20 protein-coding genes and 1 tRNA gene are annotated in these 18,496 nt (G+C 59.7%); 3 read left to right on the top strand and 18 right to left on the bottom strand.

All coding sequences use genetic code 11. The features are described 5' to 3' along the window. Nucleotides 1–9: 9 nt before the first annotated feature. A complete protein-coding gene (locus MUY35_RS03115; protein ID WP_248363879.1) occupies nucleotides 10–243 on the bottom strand; it encodes a DUF6552 family protein in 234 nt (77 codons plus the stop codon). 7 nt (nucleotides 244–250) lie between these two features. Then, nucleotides 251–955 (bottom strand): SDR family oxidoreductase, encoded by a 705-nt coding sequence (locus MUY35_RS03110; RefSeq protein WP_248363878.1) that lies wholly within the window; start codon nucleotides 953–955, stop codon nucleotides 251–253. Nucleotides 956–1,053: 98 nt separating this feature from the next. Between MUY35_RS03110 and MUY35_RS03105 the strand changes: the two genes are divergently transcribed. Continuing rightward, nucleotides 1,054–1,932, top strand: a complete 879-nt coding sequence (locus MUY35_RS03105) for a LysR substrate-binding domain-containing protein (protein WP_248363877.1) — start codon at nucleotides 1,054–1,056, stop codon at nucleotides 1,930–1,932. 158 nt (nucleotides 1,933–2,090) lie between these two features. Next, the gene (locus MUY35_RS03100) at nucleotides 2,091–2,894 is read left to right on the top strand and encodes a lytic murein transglycosylase (RefSeq protein WP_248363876.1); all 804 of its coding nucleotides are present in this window, start codon (nucleotides 2,091–2,093) and stop codon (nucleotides 2,892–2,894) included. Nucleotides 2,895–3,045: 151 nt separating this feature from the next. Here MUY35_RS03100 and MUY35_RS03095 read toward each other — a convergent pair whose 3' ends face one another. The 16 genes from MUY35_RS03095 to MUY35_RS03020 all read right to left on the bottom strand — a co-directional run bounded on the left by MUY35_RS03095 (nucleotide 3,046) and on the right by MUY35_RS03020 (nucleotide 17,968). After that, nucleotides 3,046–3,531 carry a hypothetical protein gene (locus tag MUY35_RS03095; RefSeq protein WP_248363875.1) on the bottom strand — a complete coding sequence of 162 codons (486 nt, stop codon included), beginning with the start codon at nucleotides 3,529–3,531 and terminating at the stop codon, nucleotides 3,046–3,048. 192 nt (nucleotides 3,532–3,723) lie between these two features. Further along, complete coding sequence (gene paaZ, locus MUY35_RS03090; RefSeq protein WP_248363873.1) at nucleotides 3,724–5,751, bottom strand: phenylacetic acid degradation bifunctional protein PaaZ; 2,028 nt, start codon at nucleotides 5,749–5,751, stop codon at nucleotides 3,724–3,726. Between the two features lie 38 nt (nucleotides 5,752–5,789). Beyond that, nucleotides 5,790–6,548 (bottom strand): Phenylacetic acid catabolic protein, encoded by a 759-nt coding sequence (locus MUY35_RS03085; RefSeq protein ID WP_248363871.1) that lies wholly within the window; start codon nucleotides 6,546–6,548, stop codon nucleotides 5,790–5,792. 22 nt (nucleotides 6,549–6,570) lie between these two features. After that, nucleotides 6,571–7,635, bottom strand: a complete 1,065-nt coding sequence (paaE, locus tag MUY35_RS03080) for a 1,2-phenylacetyl-CoA epoxidase subunit PaaE (RefSeq protein WP_248363870.1) — start codon at nucleotides 7,633–7,635, stop codon at nucleotides 6,571–6,573. Nucleotides 7,636–7,655: 20 nt separating this feature from the next. Continuing rightward, nucleotides 7,656–8,117, bottom strand: a complete 462-nt coding sequence (gene paaD, locus MUY35_RS03075) for a 1,2-phenylacetyl-CoA epoxidase subunit PaaD (protein WP_248363869.1) — start codon at nucleotides 8,115–8,117, stop codon at nucleotides 7,656–7,658. Next, nucleotides 8,117–8,878 (bottom strand): 1,2-phenylacetyl-CoA epoxidase subunit PaaC, encoded by a 762-nt coding sequence (gene paaC / locus MUY35_RS03070; protein ID WP_248363868.1) that lies wholly within the window; start codon nucleotides 8,876–8,878, stop codon nucleotides 8,117–8,119. Before paaC ends, paaD begins: the two co-directional genes overlap by 1 nt. Next, nucleotides 8,878–9,162, bottom strand: coding sequence for a 1,2-phenylacetyl-CoA epoxidase subunit PaaB (paaB, locus tag MUY35_RS03065; RefSeq protein ID WP_247036633.1), 285 nt, complete (start codon nucleotides 9,160–9,162; stop codon nucleotides 8,878–8,880). The genes paaC and paaB overlap by 1 nt, the downstream gene beginning before the upstream one ends. Nucleotides 9,163–9,173: 11 nt before the next feature. Beyond that, nucleotides 9,174–10,166, bottom strand: a complete 993-nt coding sequence (paaA, locus tag MUY35_RS03060; RefSeq protein ID WP_248363867.1) for a 1,2-phenylacetyl-CoA epoxidase subunit PaaA — start codon at nucleotides 10,164–10,166, stop codon at nucleotides 9,174–9,176. A 2-nt stretch (nucleotides 10,167–10,168) separates the two neighbouring features. Continuing rightward, nucleotides 10,169–11,371: a 3-oxoadipyl-CoA thiolase gene (pcaF, locus tag MUY35_RS03055; RefSeq protein ID WP_248363866.1), complete on the bottom strand. Its 1,203-nt coding sequence runs from the start codon at nucleotides 11,369–11,371 to the stop codon at nucleotides 10,169–10,171. Between the two features lie 142 nt (nucleotides 11,372–11,513). After that, the gene (locus tag MUY35_RS03050; RefSeq protein WP_248363865.1) at nucleotides 11,514–12,455 is read right to left on the bottom strand and encodes an AEC family transporter; all 942 of its coding nucleotides are present in this window, start codon (nucleotides 12,453–12,455) and stop codon (nucleotides 11,514–11,516) included. After that, nucleotides 12,456–13,256 carry an MBL fold metallo-hydrolase gene (locus MUY35_RS03045; protein WP_248363863.1) on the bottom strand — a complete coding sequence of 267 codons (801 nt, stop codon included), beginning with the start codon at nucleotides 13,254–13,256 and terminating at the stop codon, nucleotides 12,456–12,458. Then, on the bottom strand, nucleotides 13,256–14,071 hold the full coding sequence (locus MUY35_RS03040; RefSeq protein WP_248363861.1) for a TatD family hydrolase: 816 nt from the start codon (nucleotides 14,069–14,071) through the stop codon (nucleotides 13,256–13,258). Before MUY35_RS03040 ends, MUY35_RS03045 begins: the two co-directional genes overlap by 1 nt. 16 nt (nucleotides 14,072–14,087) lie before the next feature. Further along, the gene (locus MUY35_RS03035; RefSeq protein ID WP_248363860.1) at nucleotides 14,088–15,218 is read right to left on the bottom strand and encodes a DNA polymerase III subunit delta'; all 1,131 of its coding nucleotides are present in this window, start codon (nucleotides 15,216–15,218) and stop codon (nucleotides 14,088–14,090) included. Then, nucleotides 15,215–15,853 carry a dTMP kinase gene (gene tmk, locus MUY35_RS03030; RefSeq protein ID WP_248363859.1) on the bottom strand — a complete coding sequence of 213 codons (639 nt, stop codon included), beginning with the start codon at nucleotides 15,851–15,853 and terminating at the stop codon, nucleotides 15,215–15,217. The genes MUY35_RS03035 and tmk overlap by 4 nt, the downstream gene beginning before the upstream one ends. A 9-nt stretch (nucleotides 15,854–15,862) precedes the next feature. Further along, nucleotides 15,863–17,062, bottom strand: a complete 1,200-nt coding sequence (locus MUY35_RS03025; RefSeq protein WP_248363858.1) for a D-alanyl-D-alanine carboxypeptidase family protein — start codon at nucleotides 17,060–17,062, stop codon at nucleotides 15,863–15,865. Between the two features lie 39 nt (nucleotides 17,063–17,101). Then, complete coding sequence (locus MUY35_RS03020; protein WP_248363857.1) at nucleotides 17,102–17,968, bottom strand: SPOR domain-containing protein; 867 nt, start codon at nucleotides 17,966–17,968, stop codon at nucleotides 17,102–17,104. Between the two features lie 200 nt (nucleotides 17,969–18,168). On the opposite strand from MUY35_RS03020, the gene MUY35_RS03015 reads away from it, so the two are divergent. After that, nucleotides 18,169–18,258, top strand: a tRNA-Ser gene (locus MUY35_RS03015). The last annotated feature ends 238 nt before the right edge of the window (nucleotides 18,259–18,496 follow it).

Below are 18,496 nucleotides of genomic sequence, written 5' to 3'. Positions count from 1 at the left end.
ATGGTCGCTTCAGCTGCTGCTCATCCCGACCAGCATGGCGCCTAAAGCGACGATGTGGATCAGCATGATCGCCCTGTCGTTCCATAACACGCCCACCGCAAACCAACCAAACAGGCCGACAAGGAACAGATAAAGGTTCCAAGGCGTCCAGCCAAAGGCGGTCGCCGTGTAGCCCATGATCTGGATGATCGACGCCGCCCATTTGAGTATGAATGTGACGCGCATCGTTGTGGGGGCGGCCATTGCAGCATCAAACGGCACGGGTCAGCCCCCCGTCGATGCGCAGGTTCTGGCCGGTCATGTAGGCACCGCCCGCGGACGCCAGCCATGAGATCAGCGATGACACTTCATCCGCCCGCCCGTAACGTCCCATCGGGATACGCGCGCGGCGGTCATCGGTTTCGAGCAGACTGTCGATGAAGCCGGGAAGGACATTGTTCATGCGGATATTCTCGGCCGCGTATTTGTCCGAATAAAGTTTAGTGAACGCAGCAAGGCCCGCGCGAAATACGCCTGACGTCGGAAACAGCGGGTCGGGTTCAAACGCGGCGAAGGTCGAAATGTTGATGATCGCCCCGCCGCCCTGCGCTTGCATCAGCGGCGTCACCAGTCGGGTGGGCCGAATGACGTTCAGCAGATATACTTCCATACCCAAGTGCCAGTCGTCATCCGAGATGTCCAACACAGGGCCTTTCGGTCCATGCCCTGCAGAATTGACAAGCACATCGACACGGCCCCAGCGATCCGCCGCCCCTTGCACCAGTGCGGTCAGGTCGTCCGCGTTGAGATTGGAGCCTGTGACGCCAAATCCGCCCAACTCTTCACCCAGCGCCTCGCCTTTGCCCGAGGATGACAGGATTCCGACCCGAAAGCCGTCTGCCGCCAACCTGCGCGCAGCGTCGGCACCCATGCCGCTTCCACCTGCTGTGACCAGAGCTACTTTTTCTACTGACATCGCATCCTCCATCATTGTCTTGCAGCTAATCTAAGCGGAATAAATGTGATTTTCGCACCAGAATTGATATTCTCTGACAGTAGGAATACTATCGGCAAATGACACAGTTGCCGCCCCTTAACAGTCTACGCGCCTTTGATGTGACAGGTCGCCACCTGAATTTCCGCGCCGCCGCCGATGAAATGGGCGTGACGCAGGGGGCCGTTGCGCAGCAGGTGCGCCAGCTTGAGGCGCATCTGGGGATGGCGCTGTTTGAAAGGTTGCCGAAAGGGCTGGCCTTCACGCCATCCGGACGCAGCTATCATGCGCGGATCGCGACAGCCTTTGAGGAGCTGCACGCCGCCACCGAAACCTTGCGCCCTGAACCGAACAAGGTCGTGATCAGTGTCACACCAACCTTTGCCGCCAAATGGCTAATCCCCAACCTGCCGGAGTTCTCAGCTGCATATCCGGAAATTGATTTGCGCATTCTTGCGACGGAAAAACTGTCAAGTTTTCATAGTGATGGAATCGATCTTGCCATCCGCCACGGGCAACCACCGTTCGGTGCCGCGCTGGATGCGATCCGGCTGTTCCGCCAGAAAATCATCGCTGTGGCCGCCCCTACGCTGATCGCGGGGGAACGCCTGCCGCTCGATCTCGCGACGCTGTCTCGTCTGCCCAAACTGCACGATTCCCACGATCTCTGGCCCGCGTTTCTTAAACAGCTGAACGTTGAAGATAACGGCGGGCATGGGCTACGCTTGAGCCAGACTGCCCTTGCGATGGATGCAGCCCTTTCGGGTCAGGGCGTCGCGCTTGTCAGCGACTTTCACGCGAAGCGCGATATTGCCGCAAATCGACTGGTTCAGGTGATCCCTGACGCACTAATGGGCAAACAGGATTTCTATTTGCTGGCCCCGCGTGGGTCGAAACGCGGCACATCAACACAAACCGTCGTTGATTGGCTCACGTCAACTGCGCTCGCTGGCGCCTAGCTCCGTTTTGCTTGAGCTGCTTCCCAACTGGCGGATGCGGGTGGTTGGTATGTTTCCCTGCTGTGTGGGACGCGGTCCATGACAGCACAAATTGTTCACTTTGCGCCAGCATCTGACCTGTGCAACAATATGCCGATATTTGATACGGAGCTTTTCTAATGTCCATTTTCAGAACGCTGGCTTTCGCGGGTATTTCGTTGAGTTTATCTGCAGGGATCGCCGTGGGTGCAACTTGCGGCAACAATTCGAGCGGTTTTGACAAATGGAAGGCGTCGTTTGCCGCCGAGGCCAAAGCTGCGGGTGTTGGCCAACGTGGATTGAAGGCTCTGGCATCCGCAAGATATTCGACTGCAACCATCAAGGCCGACCGTAGCCAACGGTCATTCAAATACTCGTTGTCCAAGTTCATGCAAGTGCGCGGAGCAGATACAATCGTTGCCCAAGGGCGCAAACGCAAAGCCCGCAACGCTGGTTTTTTGAGCTCGCTGGAGAAACGCTATGGCGTTCCAGCCGGGGTGTTGCTGGCAATCCACGGGATGGAAACTGGCTTTGGTGGCTTCATGGGTAACAGTGCGGTTGTGTCGGCGATTACAACGCTGGCTTACGACTGCCGCCGCTCGGATTTTTTTAAGCCCCACGCGATCGGTGCGCTGATGTTGGTGGATCGGGGCATGATTAATGGTGACACGCGGGGCGCCAAACATGGCGAATTGGGCCATACGCAATTCCTTCCGGGTAACGCATTGCGCTATGGCGTCGACGGGTCTGGCGATGGGCGCGTGGATTTCTACAATCAGGCAGACGCACTGGCTTCGACCGCAAATTTCCTGCGCAAAAAGGGATGGAAGCCCGGCAAAGGTTACCAAGAAGGCCAGCCCAATTTCAAAGTGATCAAACAGTGGAATGCGGCCACCGTGTACCAGAAAGCGATCGCAATCATGGGTGCGCGGATCGACGGCTGATTGCGGCTCGGGCAACTATGGTATCAGGGGCGGACAAGCGTCTGGGTGCGAGATTTGACGCATCGGATCGAGCGGCGATTCCATCTAGGTTTGATCTCCATTCGCCCTAACTGACATAATGACCCGTGTCAGAGCATCGCGATGGGCCGTTTCAAGATACCGTATAGTCAAAATCTGCCGCGATGAGCTTCTGCCAGCGTCTTTGCCTGTGTTTATAGAAGTGGCGGGCGAACACCGCGACCAGGGGTGTCAAAACGCCCGCTTCGATCTTCACGTAATCGGTGTATCGGGTGCCGCCTTGGGCAGGCTCGACTATCATTGTGTGATCCCAAGTCGGTACCATCCAACCACGGCCATTGTCGCGCAATCGGTGTGGCCGTCCCTGATCTGGCAAAAACTCAATGTCGATGACCTGCCACCCCATCGGCAGCAGGCCCCATAAATACTTACGAACTCTGTATTGGCCTGCTGACCAACGCTCCGGAAAAGCACTGGGGTTAACGGGTTTAAACGTCAGCACCCCCTTGGCCACAAAACAAAAAAGACGCGGCTGAAGAATATGATCCCAAACAATTGCGGTGTCCGCTGGTAGAAAGACTTCCAACTCAATTGTTTGCATGGCGCGACGTTTCAGCACTGTGGGTTATCCTCAATTCACCTGCCGGCATTACCTGTTGATACGTCTCATGATCGAGACTCAAAACCGCGCTGGCTCCGCCGTCTTTCGGCGCAACCGAATACCCCCACACATCGCCAATGCCCCGAACGCAGGTCGGGACGGATTGCAGGTCTTGTGGAAGTAGTAGGCCAAATCCACTGGCCCATCGCGTCAGTAGGCGTTCATGGTCAACAGTTCGTATTCCGCCACCAGCTCTTGATCCTGATTGGTCAGGGTTACATGCCAACGCACTTCGCCATACTCATCTGTGCGACGGGTCTTGGCCTTAACGGTCAGGCGGACGGCGATGCTGTCGCCAGCCTCGACCGGTTTCATGAAGCGCAAGCTATCAAGCCCCGTATTCGCCAGCACCGGGCCTTCGTCGGGTTCCACGAACAGCCCTGCCGCAAAGCTCAGCAGTAGATAGCCATGCGCCACGCGGTCCGGGAAGAAGGGGTTCCGTTTCGCCGCTTCGCTGTCCATGTGGGCATAGAACGTGTCGCCGGTGAAATGCGCGAATTTCTCGATATCATCGGTCGAGATTTCGCGCGACTTGGAATGTAACGTCTCTCCGATCGAAAGCGCGCCGAATTTGCGGGTGAAGGGGTGGGCAGGGCCTTTGATCTCGGTCGCGCCGGGCACCCATTTGCCGCCAATAGCGGTCAGGATGTCAGGGCTGCCCTGAATGGCGGTGCGTTGCATGTAATGCAGAACGCCGCGCACGCCGCCCATTTCCTCGCCGCCGCCCGCGCGACCGGGGCCGCCATGCACCATGTGGGGCAGGGGACTGCCGTGGCCGGTGCTTTCCTTCATTGAGGTTGCGTTGTTGAAATAGAGCCGCCCGTGGAACGCGCCTGCGCCCATCGCGACCTCGCGCGCCACCTCGCCGGAGGCTGTGATGACAGAGGCCACCAGCGATCCTTCGCCCTTGTTGGCAAGGTCGATGGCGTGCGCAATGTCACGATAGCCCATGATGGTTGAGACGGGCCCGAAAGCTTCCGTCTCGTGCACCACCGTGGCGGTGTCGGGGTCTTCGCAGTGAAAGAGCATTGGTTTCACGAACGCACCCGCATCCACCCCACCCGCGAAGTCGTTGTCGTCCGGGTCGCCATAGACCAGTTTGCTTTCCGATCCGATGGCCGCGGCTTTTTCCAGCACGTCGATCTTCTGACCCGCAGATACCAAAGCACCCATGCGGGTCGCTTCATCGCGCGGGTCACCGATGACGGTTTTTGCCAGTCGCGCGGACAGCGCTTCGATCACGTTTTGAACCTGTGCGTCGGGTGCGATGATGCGGCGGATGGCGGTGCATTTCTGCCCCGCTTTCGTGGTCATCTCGCGGTGCACCTCTTTGATGAAAAGGTCAAATTCCGGGGTGTCCGGCGTGACATCTGGACCTAGGATCGACGCATTCAGGCTGTCTTGTTCCGCCACAAACCGCACAGAGTTCTTCAGGATATTCGGGTTTGACCGCAACATACTGGCGGTTTTCGCCGAACCGGTGAAGCTGACGATATCTTGTGGGCCAAGCCGGTCCAGCAGATCGCCCGTGCCGCCGGAAATCAACTGCAACGCGCCCTCAGGAAGAATGCCGCTGTCCAGCATGATGCGCACGGCGACTTCGGTCACATAGCACGTCGAGGTCGCTGGCTTTACGATGGCAGGCACGCCCGCCAACAGGGTCGGGGCGAGTTTTTCCAACATCCCCCAGACCGGGAAGTTGAAGGCGTTGATGTGCACGGCCACGCCTTTCAGGGGCGTTGCAATGTGCATGCCAAGGAAGGTGCCATTGCGGCTCAGCTGTTCGATCTCGCCGTCCAGATAGATTTGGCCGTCCGGCATTTCGCGCCGACCCTTAGAGGCGAACACAAACATGGTGCCGACGCCGCCATCAATGTCGATCATGTGATCGGATTGCGTGGCGCCGGTGTCGAAGCTCAGGTCATAAAGCGCCTGCTTGTGCCCACCCAGATGGGCGGCCAGTGCTTTCAGCATTTTGGCGCGGTCGTGAAACCCCATGGCGCGCAGGGCAGGGCCGCCCACATTGCGCCCATAATCCAGCATCGCCTGCTTGTTGATATCTGCCCCACCGGCTTCGGCGATCTTCGCGCCGGTAATGGCCGAGGCGATCGGGCGCGCATTGGCGCCGGGGGCAATCCATTTGCCAGCCGCGAAGCTGGAGACTTTCATCAGGGTCATGCTCTGTCCTTCGTCGGAAATGTCAGGGGGCGGGCGGCTTAGGGCGCGCTTAGGCCAAGTTTTGAAAGCTCGGTCGCGGCCGTGGCTTCCCATTCCTCGCGCAGTTCGGCATTGGTCGAGTTGCGCAAGCCGAAAGCCTGCAATTGCGCCGCGCGGGTCGAGATATCCTTGCCGAAGCTTGCCGCCACACGCGGCCACCAGTAATCGACGCTGGCTTGCAGTGTCGCGATGTCGGTGCCGGTATCAATCAGTCGGGCAATTCCTTCGGCGGCCAGTTCGGCGTGACGGGCTTCAACCGGCGCAATGGCACGAAATACTTCAGCCAGCGGCGCATAAGACACCCGCTTGAACTCGCCCATCTGCACACCGACGGCCAGCCCCATCAGAAGGTTCATCACCACCGCGTCCGACCAGCCTTCCAGCGGGTAGTTGAAGACGGCCAGCCGCATGTCCGTATCCGTGCGCGAGGTGCCAATATCGGCGTCGCGGGCCAAGCGATCCGTCCACGGGTGGTGGTTGGCATAGCGTGCAGTGTCCGCGCCAAATTCGCCCATGATCGACAGCACCTTGTCGGCATTGTCAGTCTTTTCCAGCACAATCTTTGAGGCTGCGATACGTTCCTTGATGCCGGGGCCCTGGTTGACGATATCGGCAAAGCCAGCTGCCCCCGCCAGCGCGCTGTCCACGAAAGTTGCCATCAGGCGCATAAGCTCGGCCCGATAGCGTGCGGGCACATTGCCCGGTGCGGTCAATACGCCCCCTTGGGCCAGATAGTCGGTGATGCTCATCTCAGACATGGCGTTCTCCGTTCCGTTGGGGTTACTGGTCGTAATCGACGACGACTTTTGCTGACTTGGCATAGGATTGGCAGGACAGAACATAGCCCTTCTCGACCTCGTAATCTTCCAATGCGTGGTTGGTCAGCATTTCGACATCGCCCTCGATCACCTTGCAGCGACAGGTCGAACAGACCCCGGCCTTGCAGGCGTAGGGCGCGTCGATGTTGTTGGCCAAGGCCGCGTCGAGGATCGAGGTTTCGGCGTCCATCGTGAAGGACCGGCTGGCCCCGTCCAACGCGACGACGGCTTTGATCCCGTCGCCTTTCACTGCCGCTTTGCTGGCGGCTTTCTTTGCAGCGCGACCGGGTTGGCCCGAGGCGAACAGCTCAAACTTAATCTGCGCGTCATCCAGCCCGTGGTCGCGAAGCGCCTTGGCAATGCCCAGCATCATAGGTTCGGGTCCGCAAATGAAGGCAGTGTCGACCGACTTGATGTCGATCCAGTGCTTGAACAGTTGGGCGCATTTTTCTGCGTCCACCAGCCCGGTGAACAGGTCGATATCCTGCGCGTCGCTTTCAAGGATGTGGATCACGTTGAAGCGGCCCATATAGCGGTTCTTGAGGTCTTCCAGCTCTTCGCGGAACATGATCGTGTTGATGGCCTTGTTGGCATAGACCAGCGTGAACTGCGCATTCGGTTCGCGTGCCAGTGTCGTCTTGATGATCGACAGAACCGGTGTGATGCCAGACCCCCCCGCAAAGCCCAGATAGTGGCGGTCCAGATCCGGCGCCAAGGGCACGAAGAAGTTGCCCATGGGAGACATGGCCTCAACCGTGTCGCCCTGCTTTAAGTCCTCGTTCGCCCAAGTCGAGAACGCGCCGCCATCGACCCGTTTGATGCCAACTTGCAGCTTGCCATCGTCCAGCCCCGAACAGATCGAATAGGAGCGGCGCAATTCCTGCCCGTCGAAGTCGCGGCGGAAGGTCAGATATTGGCCTTGGGTATAGTTGAAGGCCTCAGGATCGTCCGGAGTCAGCGTCACCACCACCGCGTCACGGATGGTTTTCTGGATGTCGGTCACGGTAAGGCTGTGGAAGCGCGCCATGTTGGGTCTCCTCAATGCAGTCAGATGCACTTGAAATAGTCGAAAGGTTCAAGGCAGTCGCGGCATCGCCACAGTGCCTTGCAGGGGGTCGAGCCGAACTGGCTGGTGCGTTCCAGATCGTGACCACCACAATTGGGGCAGCGTTCCGGTTCGCCCTTGGCCGACGGTGGGGCGATGCCGAATTTCTCAAGCGCCGCCTTGCCCTTGTCGGTCAGCCAGTCGGTGGTCCAGGCCGGGGAAAGCTGTCGGTGTAGTGTCAGCTTTTCGATCCCGTGGTTCTTCAACGCGGTTTGGATATCAAGGTTGATGATCGTAGTGGCCGGGCAGCCCGAATAGGTGGGTGTGACGGTGACATTCAACATGTCACCTTCCCACTGCACGTCCCGGATGATGCCAAGATCGACCAGCGAGATCACTGGGATCTCGGGGTCGGGCACTTGGTCGAGCCAGTCCCAGATCGTATCAACCGAGGGCTGGCCCATTACCAGGTCGCACCGGGATAAGCGCGTTGCAGCCACTGCATGCTGGTCAGAAGGTGGCCCAGATGTTCGGTGTGCATATAGCCCGTGCGCCCGCCTTTGTGGTGGAACACGTCTGTCGGCACTTTCAGGGTGGCCTCGGACAGCACCTTGTTCACCAGCGCGTCGTATTCTTCGCGCAAGGACGCGGGATCGGGGGCAATGCCGGCGGCGACCATGGCCGCATCAACCTCGTCGCCGTCAAACATCTCGCCCACATAAGGCCAGAGGTAGTCGAGCGCGGCTTGCATCCTTGCGTGGCTTTCCTCGGACCCGTCACCAAGACCAACCACGGTGTCAGCCGACCGCTCGACGTGATAGGCAATTTCCTTCGAGGCCTTCTCGGCGATATCAGCGATGCGTTTATCACTGCTCTTGATCAGGCGACCGACCATGATCGACGACCATGCGTCGTAAAGAAACTGGCGCATCATGGTCTGGCCGAAATCGCCGTTGGGCAGTTCGACCATAAGCACATTACGGAAATCCCATGCGTCGCGCAGGAAGGCGAGGTCATCAGCCGTGCGGCCTTTGTCTTCAACCTCGCCCGCCAGACCCAGCCAGAATTGCGTCTGACCGATCAGGTCCAGCGCGGTGTTGGCCAGTGCGATGTCTTCTTCCAACACAGGCGACAAGCCGCACCATTCGCTGACCCGGTGGCCAAGGATCAGGCTGTTGTCGCCCATCCTGAGAAGAAATTGAAACAGAGCTTGCTGATCTTTCATCACATATGTCCCACGTCTTCAGGAATGTCGAAGAAGGTCGGGTGACGATAGACTTTCGAGTTCGACGGCTCGTAAAGCGGGCCTTTTTCTTCGGGGCTTGAGGCCGCGATGTGGCGCGCTTCGACCACCCAGATCGACACGCCTTCGTTGCGGCGCGTATAGACGTCGCGGGCGTTCTTGATCGCCATTTCTTCGTCCGGGGCGTGCAGGCTGCCCACGTGACGATGGCTCAGCCCGTGCTGACCGCGGATGAAAACTTCCCAGAGGGGCCATTCTTTGGACATGTGATCTTTCCTTATTCAGCGGCTGTTCGGGCAGCGGTTTTCTTGCGGGCGTGGGCCATAAGCCCGTCGCGCACCCATGCACCGTCTTCCCAAGCTTTGACGCGGGCTTCCATCCGCTCGACGTTGCAGGGGCCTTTGCCCTTGATGACGTTGAAAAACTCGGTCCAGTCGGGTTCCGAGAAGTCGTGCGCACCGCGGTCCACGTTCCATTTCAGGTGCTCATCCGGGATCGTCAGGCCAAGGTATTTGGCTTGCGGCACGGTCTGGTCGACGAAGCGCTGGCGCAGCTCGTCATTGGTGTCGATCTTGATCTTCCACGCCAGCGATTGGGCCGAATGAACGCTGTCCTTGTCGGACGGGCCGAACATCATCAGCGACGGATACCAGAACCGGTTCAGCGCATCCTGCGCCATGCGGCGCTGGGCGTCGTTGCCTGCGGCCATCTTCATCATGATGTCGTAGCCCTGGCGCTGGTGGAAGCTTTCTTCCTTGCAAATGCGGATCATCGCGCGGGAATAGGGGCCATAGGATGTCCGCTGCAACGGCACCTGGTTCATGATCGCCGCCCCATCCACCAGCCAGCCAACCGCGCCAATATCGGCCCAGTTCAGCGTGGGATAGTTGAAGATAGAGGAATACTTCATCCGGCCCGACAGCAATTCTTCGGTCAGCTCATCACGGGTAACGCCGAGCGTCTCAGCCGCACCGTAGAGATACAGGCCATGACCGGCCTCGTCCTGCACCTTCGCCAACAGGATCGCCTTGCGCTCCAACGTGGGTGCGCGGGTGATCCAGTTGCCTTCTGGCAATTGGCCGACGATCTCGGAATGGGCGTGCTGGCCGATCTGGCGGATCAACGTCGCGCGGTAGTCGTCCGGCATCCAATCCTTCGGTTCGATCTTCTCATCCCGATCCACGCGATTTTGAAAATTCCGTTCTTCGTCAGACATTTCCTCGCGGGTCTTAACGCCAGTGCCTGCGGTTTTCACCAATTGAGCATACATCGTCAGATCCTTTCCAGAATGAGGGCCGCACCTTGGCCCACGCCCACGCACATCGTGCACAGCGCATAGCGCCCGCCTGTGCGTTTCAGTTGATAAGCCGCCGTCAAAACAAGGCGCGCGCCCGACATGCCAAGCGGGTGGCCAAGCGCGATTGCGCCGCCATTTGGGTTTACACGCGGGTCATCATCCGCGACGCCCAATTCGCGCAAGGTGGCAAGACCTTGTGCGGCAAAGGCTTCGTTCAATTCTATCACATCCATCTGGTCGATGGTGAGACCTGCTTTTGCCAACACCTTGCGGCTTGCTGGCACAGGGCCGATGCCCATGACGCGCGGGGCAACGCCAGCGGCTTGCATGCCGATAACGCGCGCCATTGGGGTCAGGTTGTTCTTTGCAGCGGCGGAATCGGACGCGATCAACATCGCCGCCGCCCCATCATTTACGCCCGACGCATTACCCGCCGTGACCGTCAGGTCCGGGCCGTTCACGCCGCGCAGGCCACCCAGCTTCTCGGCCGAGGTGCCGGGACGCGGGTGTTCGTCCGTATCGACCACAATCGGGTCACCTTTGCGCTGCGGGATCGTCACGGGAATGATCTCGTCCGCAAAACTCCCAGCCTCGTGTGCGGCCGCCCAGCGGGCTTGGCTGCGTGCGGCAAAAAGGTCCTGATCTTCGCGACTTACGGCGTAGTCCTCAGCCACATTGTCAGCGGTTTGCGGCATCGAGTGGGTGCCGTGCATCTTGTCCATCTTCGGGTTCACAAAGCGCCAGCCGATGGTGGTGTCATAGACCGCATTGGCGCGGGTGAAGGCGGAGGTCGCTTTGGGCATCACAAAAGGCGCGCGGCTCATGCTTTCAACGCCGCCAGCGATGCACAGATCATAGTCGCCCGCTTTTATCCCGCGCGCCGCCATCCCGACCGCATCCATGCCCGAGGCACAAAGGCGGTTAATTGTTGTGCCCGGCACGTCTACCGGCAGGCCCGCCAGCAGTACTGCCATGCGGGCCACGTTGCGGTTGTCTTCGCCCGCCTGATTGGCTGATCCATAGATCACATCATCAACCGAGGCCCAGTCAACATCCGGGTTTCGTGCGATCAGGGCGGCAATGGGTAGGGCCGCCAGATCATCGGCGCGCACGTGCGACAGGGCACCACCGTATCGTCCGATGGGGGTGCGAACTGCGTCGCAGATCAATGCGTCCATGTGGTCCTCCCAAACCCGAAAGCGGCGCCAACTAAAGCTGACCGTTTGGTCGACAATACTTTCGGCGCCGATTCGTGGCAAGGAGTATGTTACCGGAAATCGGCTTGGGAACAGATGTCGTAACGCTGCGTACAACGCTGGCTTAAAAGCCCGCCGCAGCCAGAAGCGCCAGCCACGCCCAGACGGTCAGGATCGACAATCCCGTGCCCACCAGAACCGTCGTCGCAGCAACGCGCTTTCCGACGCCATAGAGGTTCGCGAAGATATAGGCGTTGATCCCCGGCGCCGAGGCCGCCGTGATGATCGCAGACCGGAACTGATCAACCTCCAAGTTGAAGGCCCGGCCAAGGCCCCATGTTATCGCCGGATGCACAACAAGCGAGATCACACACAGATAACTGACAATCCGCAGGTCACCTTCGGGGCGATAGCGGTATAGCACGCCGCCCAGCGCGAAAAGGGCGGTGGGCAAGGCCGCGCGACCTACTAGGCTTAACGCTTCGACCAAAACACCAGGCATGGGGACGTGAAGAAGGTTCACCACAAAGCCCGCCGCGATCGCCAGCACCAGCATATTGCTTGCCATCGCGCGAACAATCTGGCGGATGGTGTCCAGTGGGCCGGCCCCTTGGGCGCGCGCAATCTCCATCGCGGTGATGCCGATCGCATAGCAAATCGGCGCGTGGATTGAGATGATGGCGTAGTTGCCCGCCAACGCATCTGCCCCGAAGGCGCGTTCGGTGATTGGCAGTCCAAGCAACAGCGAGTTCGAAAACAGCGACACGAACCCGAAGGCCACCGCATCGGGCCACGGGCGGCCAAACAACAGGCGTGCGCCTAACAGGCCTGCAAGAAAACCTGTGATCGCGCCGGTATAGAAGCTGCCCAGAAGGGCCCCATCGAATTCGGCGCTCAGGTCCAGACGGGCAATGGCGAGGAACAGAAGGCATGGGATGGCGACGGATTGTGCAAAGCGCATCAAACCGTCGATGGCATCATCATCCAGCATCCGCCGCCAGCGCACAAGATAGCCAAACCCGATCACCAGAAAGACGGGCAGGACGATATCTATCAGTGTGCTCATTCAGACGGAAAAGCTAAGCGTCATGCCATCATAAGCCGGGGTGATATGCGCGGGCGTCTCGGCGTCGACGGTGCTGTGGTCAAGGTCGATATGCATGTTGGTCAGCACGCCTTTTTTGGCACCGATCCGGTCGATCCATTCAAGCGATTGCTCCAGATGGAAATGCGTTGGGTGGGGCGCGCGGCGCAGCGCATCCAGCACGAAGATGTCCAATCCTTCCAACACCGGCAGCACGTCGTCAGGGATTTCGTTGACGTCGGGCAGATAGGCCAGATCGCCGATGCGGAAGCCAAGCGCGTCCATCATGCCGTGGCGCACCTCGAACGGGGTCAGACGGATCTCGCCGCCTGCGCCGCCGATGACCACGTCACCGTTGATGAAATGCAGGTCGAGGATCGCGGGATAGTTTGACCCTTCGGGCTGCACAAAGGCATAGCTAAAGCGGGCGAGGAGGGCATCTTGTGTGGGACCATCCGCCCAGACCGACAGGCGCTCTTTCATGTTGAAAACCACCATGCGCAGGTCGTCAATACCGTGCATATGGTCGGCATGGCTGTGGGTATAGACGACCGCGTCCAGTGTGCCGACGCCTTCGCGAAGCAGCTGGTGGCGCATGTCAGGCGACGTATCAATCAGCACCCGCGTGACACCGCCATCATCGCCCGTGCGGGTTACCAAGGCAGAACACCGGGTCCGGCGGTTCTTCGGGTTGTTAGGATCGCAATCGCCCCAGTGCCCGCCCAGGCGCGGCACCCCACCGGACGAGCCGCAGCCCAATATGGTGAAGTCAATCCGCGCCATCAGGCAGACGCCTTGTAAGCGGCGGCTTTGGTGAATAGCCGGTCGAAATTCTGTTGGGTATGCGCTGCGAAATCTTCGTAGGACAGGCCGTAAAGCTCTGCCCCCACTTTCGCGGTATGTGCGGTATAGGCTGGCTCGTTTCGCCTGCCGCGATAGGGCGGTGGGGCCAGATAAGGGGCGTCTGTTTCGACAAGAATGCGGTCGACGGGGGCGGCAGCGAAGATATCGCGCACCTCTTGGCTACGGGGGAAAGTGGCGATGCCGGACATCGATAGATAGAAACCCAGGTCCAACGCGGCGCGCGCAAGCTCTGGCCCTGAACTGAAGCAATGCATGACACAGGAATAGGGGCCTTTGGCATGTTCCTCGGCCAGAATGCGGGCCATATCATCATCCGCGTCACGTGCGTGAATGATCAGGGGAAGGGAGGTCCGGCGCGCGGCCTCGATATGAATGCGCAGGCTTTCGATCTGCATGTCCCGGCTATCAGCAGTATAGTGGTAATCCAACCCGCTTTCGCCAATCCCGACGAATTTCGGGTGATCGGCCAGCGCGACCAGTTCGTCGACCGTCACCATGGGTTCGGCCGCTACGCTCATCGGGTGAGTGGCAGCGGCAAAAAACACGGGCGCGTGCGCTTCGGCAATCGCGCGCACCTGATCCAGATTGGCCATCTTAGTGCAGATGGTCACCATCCGAGTTACGCCTGCATCCGCTGCGCTGGCGATGATCTGATCCAACTCGCCTTCGAAATCAGGGAAGTCCAAATGGCAGTGGCTGTCAGTAACTAGGGCTGCGGTCCGGGGCGTGCTCATAGTGGGCGTCCTTGCCTCAGGCAGCTTGGCGCGCCGCCGTGTCGTTGATCCTGAAAACCATATCAAGGATGAGCGCGGCGGGGTCAAGGTTCACAGCCCGACCATGGCCCGCGCGGGCTGACAATTCCTGCTGCAAACTGGCCCAAGCGCGGGCTGCATCAGGGCCGGGGGATAAGCGGGCCAAGCAGGCGGCTTCGCCCGGAGCAGCCTCGGCGGCTGGCAGGAAGCCTGCCCCGTGGCGGGCAAGGCGGGCAAGAAACAGATCAAATAGCCGCAAGATCAGCTCGAACCGGTCCGCATTCGCTTTGCCCACAGCACTGTTTGCAAGCTGAAGCGCGCGCGGACGGTCAAATTCGCGCCCGGCTGCGAAAATGTCGATCAAGGCGGCATAGGTCGCTAGCCCGCCGAGGTGCTGAAGTCTGAGCGCATCGCCTGCAGACCCGGCCGCCAGTTCGCCCAAACGCAGCGTGTCTTCGGCCGACGGCGTTTCATCAAGACCGGCCATCACCTGTGCAAGATCGGCCGGGGCCAGCGGCGCAAGACGCAATTCGCGGCAGCGTGACCGGATTGTTGGCAACAGGCGCGACGGTTGGTGGCTGATCAGCAAAAGCACAGCCCCTTCCGGCGGTTCTTCTAGCAGTTTCAAAAGTGCATTAGCCGCCGAGACGTTCATTTCGTCTGCCACATCGACGATCACAACGCGCCGCCCACCACCCGCCGCGGATAGCGCGAAGAAATGCTTCAGCTTGCGCACCTCATCCACGGTGATGTCGCTTTTCAGCCGCTTGTTCTTTTCATCCCACGGGCGGCGCAGCAAAAAAAGGCCGGGTTCGGACAGGACCAAAAGGCGTCGCGCGACTGGGTGATCGGCCGGGATGTCCAGACTGGTCGGGGGAGGGGCGGCAAACATCCCGCCTTCATCGGGGGGTGTCGCCAGCAGAAACCGCGCAATGCGCCAGGCAAGCGTCGCCTTGCCCACACCACGCGGCCCGGTGATCAGCCAGCCGTGATGCAGCCTGTCCGAGGTATACGCGTCCAGAAAAGCAGCCTCCGCAGCGTCCTGACCAATCAGGCGCGTCGCTTCACGTGGGTGGGGTGCGCCTTCGATACGATCTGGTTCGGGGATATCAACGGGATCGGTGCTCATGCGGTTGGCTCGGCGGCGGCCAGTACGTCACAGGCAACCTGAACCACATCCGCCGCGACCGTGTCGACATCGCGAGTGCCGTCAATCACGCGGAAGCGGTCGGGGTTTTGGCGGGCAAGGTCCAAAAAGCCGGCCCGCATTTTGTGTTGCAGATCGGCGCCAAAATCCTCGAACCGTTCTTCGGTGCCGCCACGCCCTTTGGCGCGCGCCAGCCCGATGTCGGGGTCCATGTCGATCAGAAAAGTCAGGTCGGGTTCGCGCCCGATAACAAGGTCATGCAATTGGTCAACCATGGCGCGCAGATCGCCCGACCGGGTGCCCTGATACATGCGGGTGCTGTCAGCGAACCGGTCGGTGATGACGATCTTTCCCGCCGCCAGTGCGGGGTTAATCAGACGCTCCAGATGGTCGCGGCGCGCGGCGGTAAACAGCAACAACTCGGTCTGCGCCGACCAGCGATCCGGCTCGCCTTCTAGCACCAACGAGCGGATTTCTTCGGCCCCCGGACTGCCGCCGGGCTCGCGGGTCAGGACAACCTCCTGGCCCATATCTTCAAGCGCGTTTGCCAATAGTTTGGCTTGGGTGGATTTGCCCGAGCCATCAATGCCTTCAAAGCTGATAAAAAGTCCGGCCATCTAAGCGCGTCAGTTGCTTGCCGGTGCGGCGTCGGGCTGGATTGCAGCGGGCGGCGCGTCTTTTCCCATCACGAGTGCCAGAACGCGTTCAGCCGCCACCGTCAGTCGTTTTCTAAAACCCGCATTGCCCACGCCTTCTTCGGCAAACAGGGGGACAACCGTGTCGTTCAACCCGTCGCGGCTGATCACCATTTGTGCCAGTTCCTGACCCTGTGCAATCGGGGCGGCAATCGGGCCGTCCCAGTTGATCGTGGCAGAAATACCTTCGCGTTGAGCCGCCGGGATCAAAAGATCAACGTTTTGTGCAGGAACAAGCCCGACGGTGTCGGCAGCGCCCAGCCAGACATCCGCGACGGCGACACGTTCGCCAGCCTTCACTGTGGTTTTCATGGTGAACTGACGAAATGCCCAGTTGACGATCGCCTCGGCTTCTTCAGCGCGTTCTTTTTCAGAGGTCATGCCCGAGATTACGAAGACGATCCGCCGGTCACCCTGACGGGCCGAGCCGACCAGCCCATAGCCTGCTTCCTGCGTGTGCCCGGTTTTCAAGCCATCCGCGCCGATGCCAAGGTCCAGCAATGGGTTGCGATTGAACCGATTGTCAGGTGCGCGCCCTTTGTAGTGGTATTCGGACTGACCGAAGTAATGGTAATAATCCGGCAGCTCGACGATCATGTGGCGCGCCAGAATAGCAAGGTCTTTCATCGACATGCGCTGCATCGGATGCGGCCAGCCTGACGAATTGCCGAAGCTTGAGTTTTCCATGCCCAAATCGCGGGCACGCTCTGTCATCATGCGGGCAAAGGCGTCTTCTGTGCCGGCCAGCCCTTCGGCGACGGCCACACAGGCGTCATTGCCCGACTGAACGACGATGCCTTGGATTAAATCCTCGACCGTGGGGCGGTCCGAGCGTTCCAGAAACATGGTCGAGCCACCGATAGCGGCGGCCCGTTCGGACACACCAAATGGTGTGCTCATCGTCACCCGCCCGTCAGCCAGTGCTTCAAACAGCAGGTTGATGGTCATCAATTTCGACATAGAGGCGGGTGGCAGGGGCACCTCGGCGTTTTTTTCCATCAGAACGGTGCCGGTATTGATATCCAACACATAAGCCGAGCTAGCGCGGGTGTCGAACGCGCGGGCGGGCAGGCTGGCGGCAACCAACACAGCAATCAGGGTAGGGATGAACACAGTCAGACGGATACGCATCGCGGATCAGAGGCCTCTTTAGGTTAGCCCGTTGGGGCGTTAGTTCGAAACGGAATAAGCATCGGGAAAGCCAAGTCCGCTGGTTTGTTTCAGCAACGTTGCGCGCTCGACTTTCGTGGCGGCCGGGCCGACCAGAACACGCCAGAAGGACTTGCCGTTTGACGTCCCCGGTTTGATGGCCGTGGTCATGCCGGCTTGCTGCAATTGTTCGGCCGTGCGCTTTGCGTTGTCTTCAACCGAAAATATCCCGATTTGGACATATGGCTTGGACAAGGCACTTTCCTTGGCTGCGGGCGCAGGTTTCGGCGCGGCCGGTTTGGGTGGCGGCGCCGATTTGGCCGATGCGGCTTCGGTCTTGGCCAGCGCAGCAGACGCCGCCGCGATCGGATCGTCCAGTGGTTTTTGTTCAATGCCGCCGGGCGCTTCCAGATCCTCGGCCGCAGGCTCGGGGGCTTCGGTGATTTCTTCTTTGCGTAGCGCAGTCACGCTCAACTCGGCAGGTGCGCCCGCGAGCATGCCAAGCGCTTCTGCTGCGTCGGAGGAAACTTGGAACCGCGGCCCGGGAACTTCACGTTCGCGCCGGAACAGCGCGCCGACCACCGACTTGCCATTAGCCTGATTGCGCACAATCACCCGCTCAGGGTCTTTTGCATCCGGGTGCGCCACCCAGACACCGCCAAGGCTGGGGCGACCGTCCCACAGACCTTTTTCGGCCACCTGGAAAATCTCGGGCGCCTCCACGTCCTGTTCGGTGGTCCGTGTGCGTTTGCCTTGGCTTGCGGACGCGGTTTTCGCATCCTTATTGCCGTTTTTCAGAAATGCGGGAAGCTTGACGTCGTCACATCCCGAAAGAAACAGTGCGCCGCCCAACACCATGGCCACTTTCAGAGTGGTCTTGCTTGCCATGTCTCGCCCCTAATTGTCATGCGGGCCGTGGGCCCGGAACTGCTCTGCCGCCGGGTATAGATCCCGATTAAGCGGCAGTCTAACGACACATCGCGCGCGTGGGAAGGCTCTCGCGTAACGCGATCTTTCTGTGGGCAAAAACCAGCCCGCGAAAACCTGCTTTCAGAATCGCAAAACCGACGTTATCCCTTCACCTCGTCGGAGGAGTGGCAGAGTGGTTGAATGCACCGGTCTTGAAAACCGACGTAGGTGAAAGTCTACCGTGGGTTCGAATCCCACCTCCTCCGCCATATAGACATGTAAGCATTTGATAATTAAAGTAATTTATTACTCACATGCTTCTATCCCTCAACCTATCCCCCAGCGAGGTGCTGTATCTTTGTCTGCATTGCATTGTGTGCGAGCTTCCGAGTAATTCTACGCTGTGGTAAAAAAAACGGCCCATTGCAGCCATTGACCTGACCAATCTTTGCAGCGGCGCGCTTCCCCAGTGCGGACGTTGGTCGATAGCGCAGCATTTTGGCCAAC

Source organism: Aliiroseovarius sp. S1339 (assembly GCF_023195695.1).
In the GTDB taxonomy this organism is placed as follows: domain Bacteria; phylum Pseudomonadota; class Alphaproteobacteria; order Rhodobacterales; family Rhodobacteraceae; genus Aliiroseovarius.
This window is presented reverse-complemented; position numbering and strand designations above follow the sequence as displayed.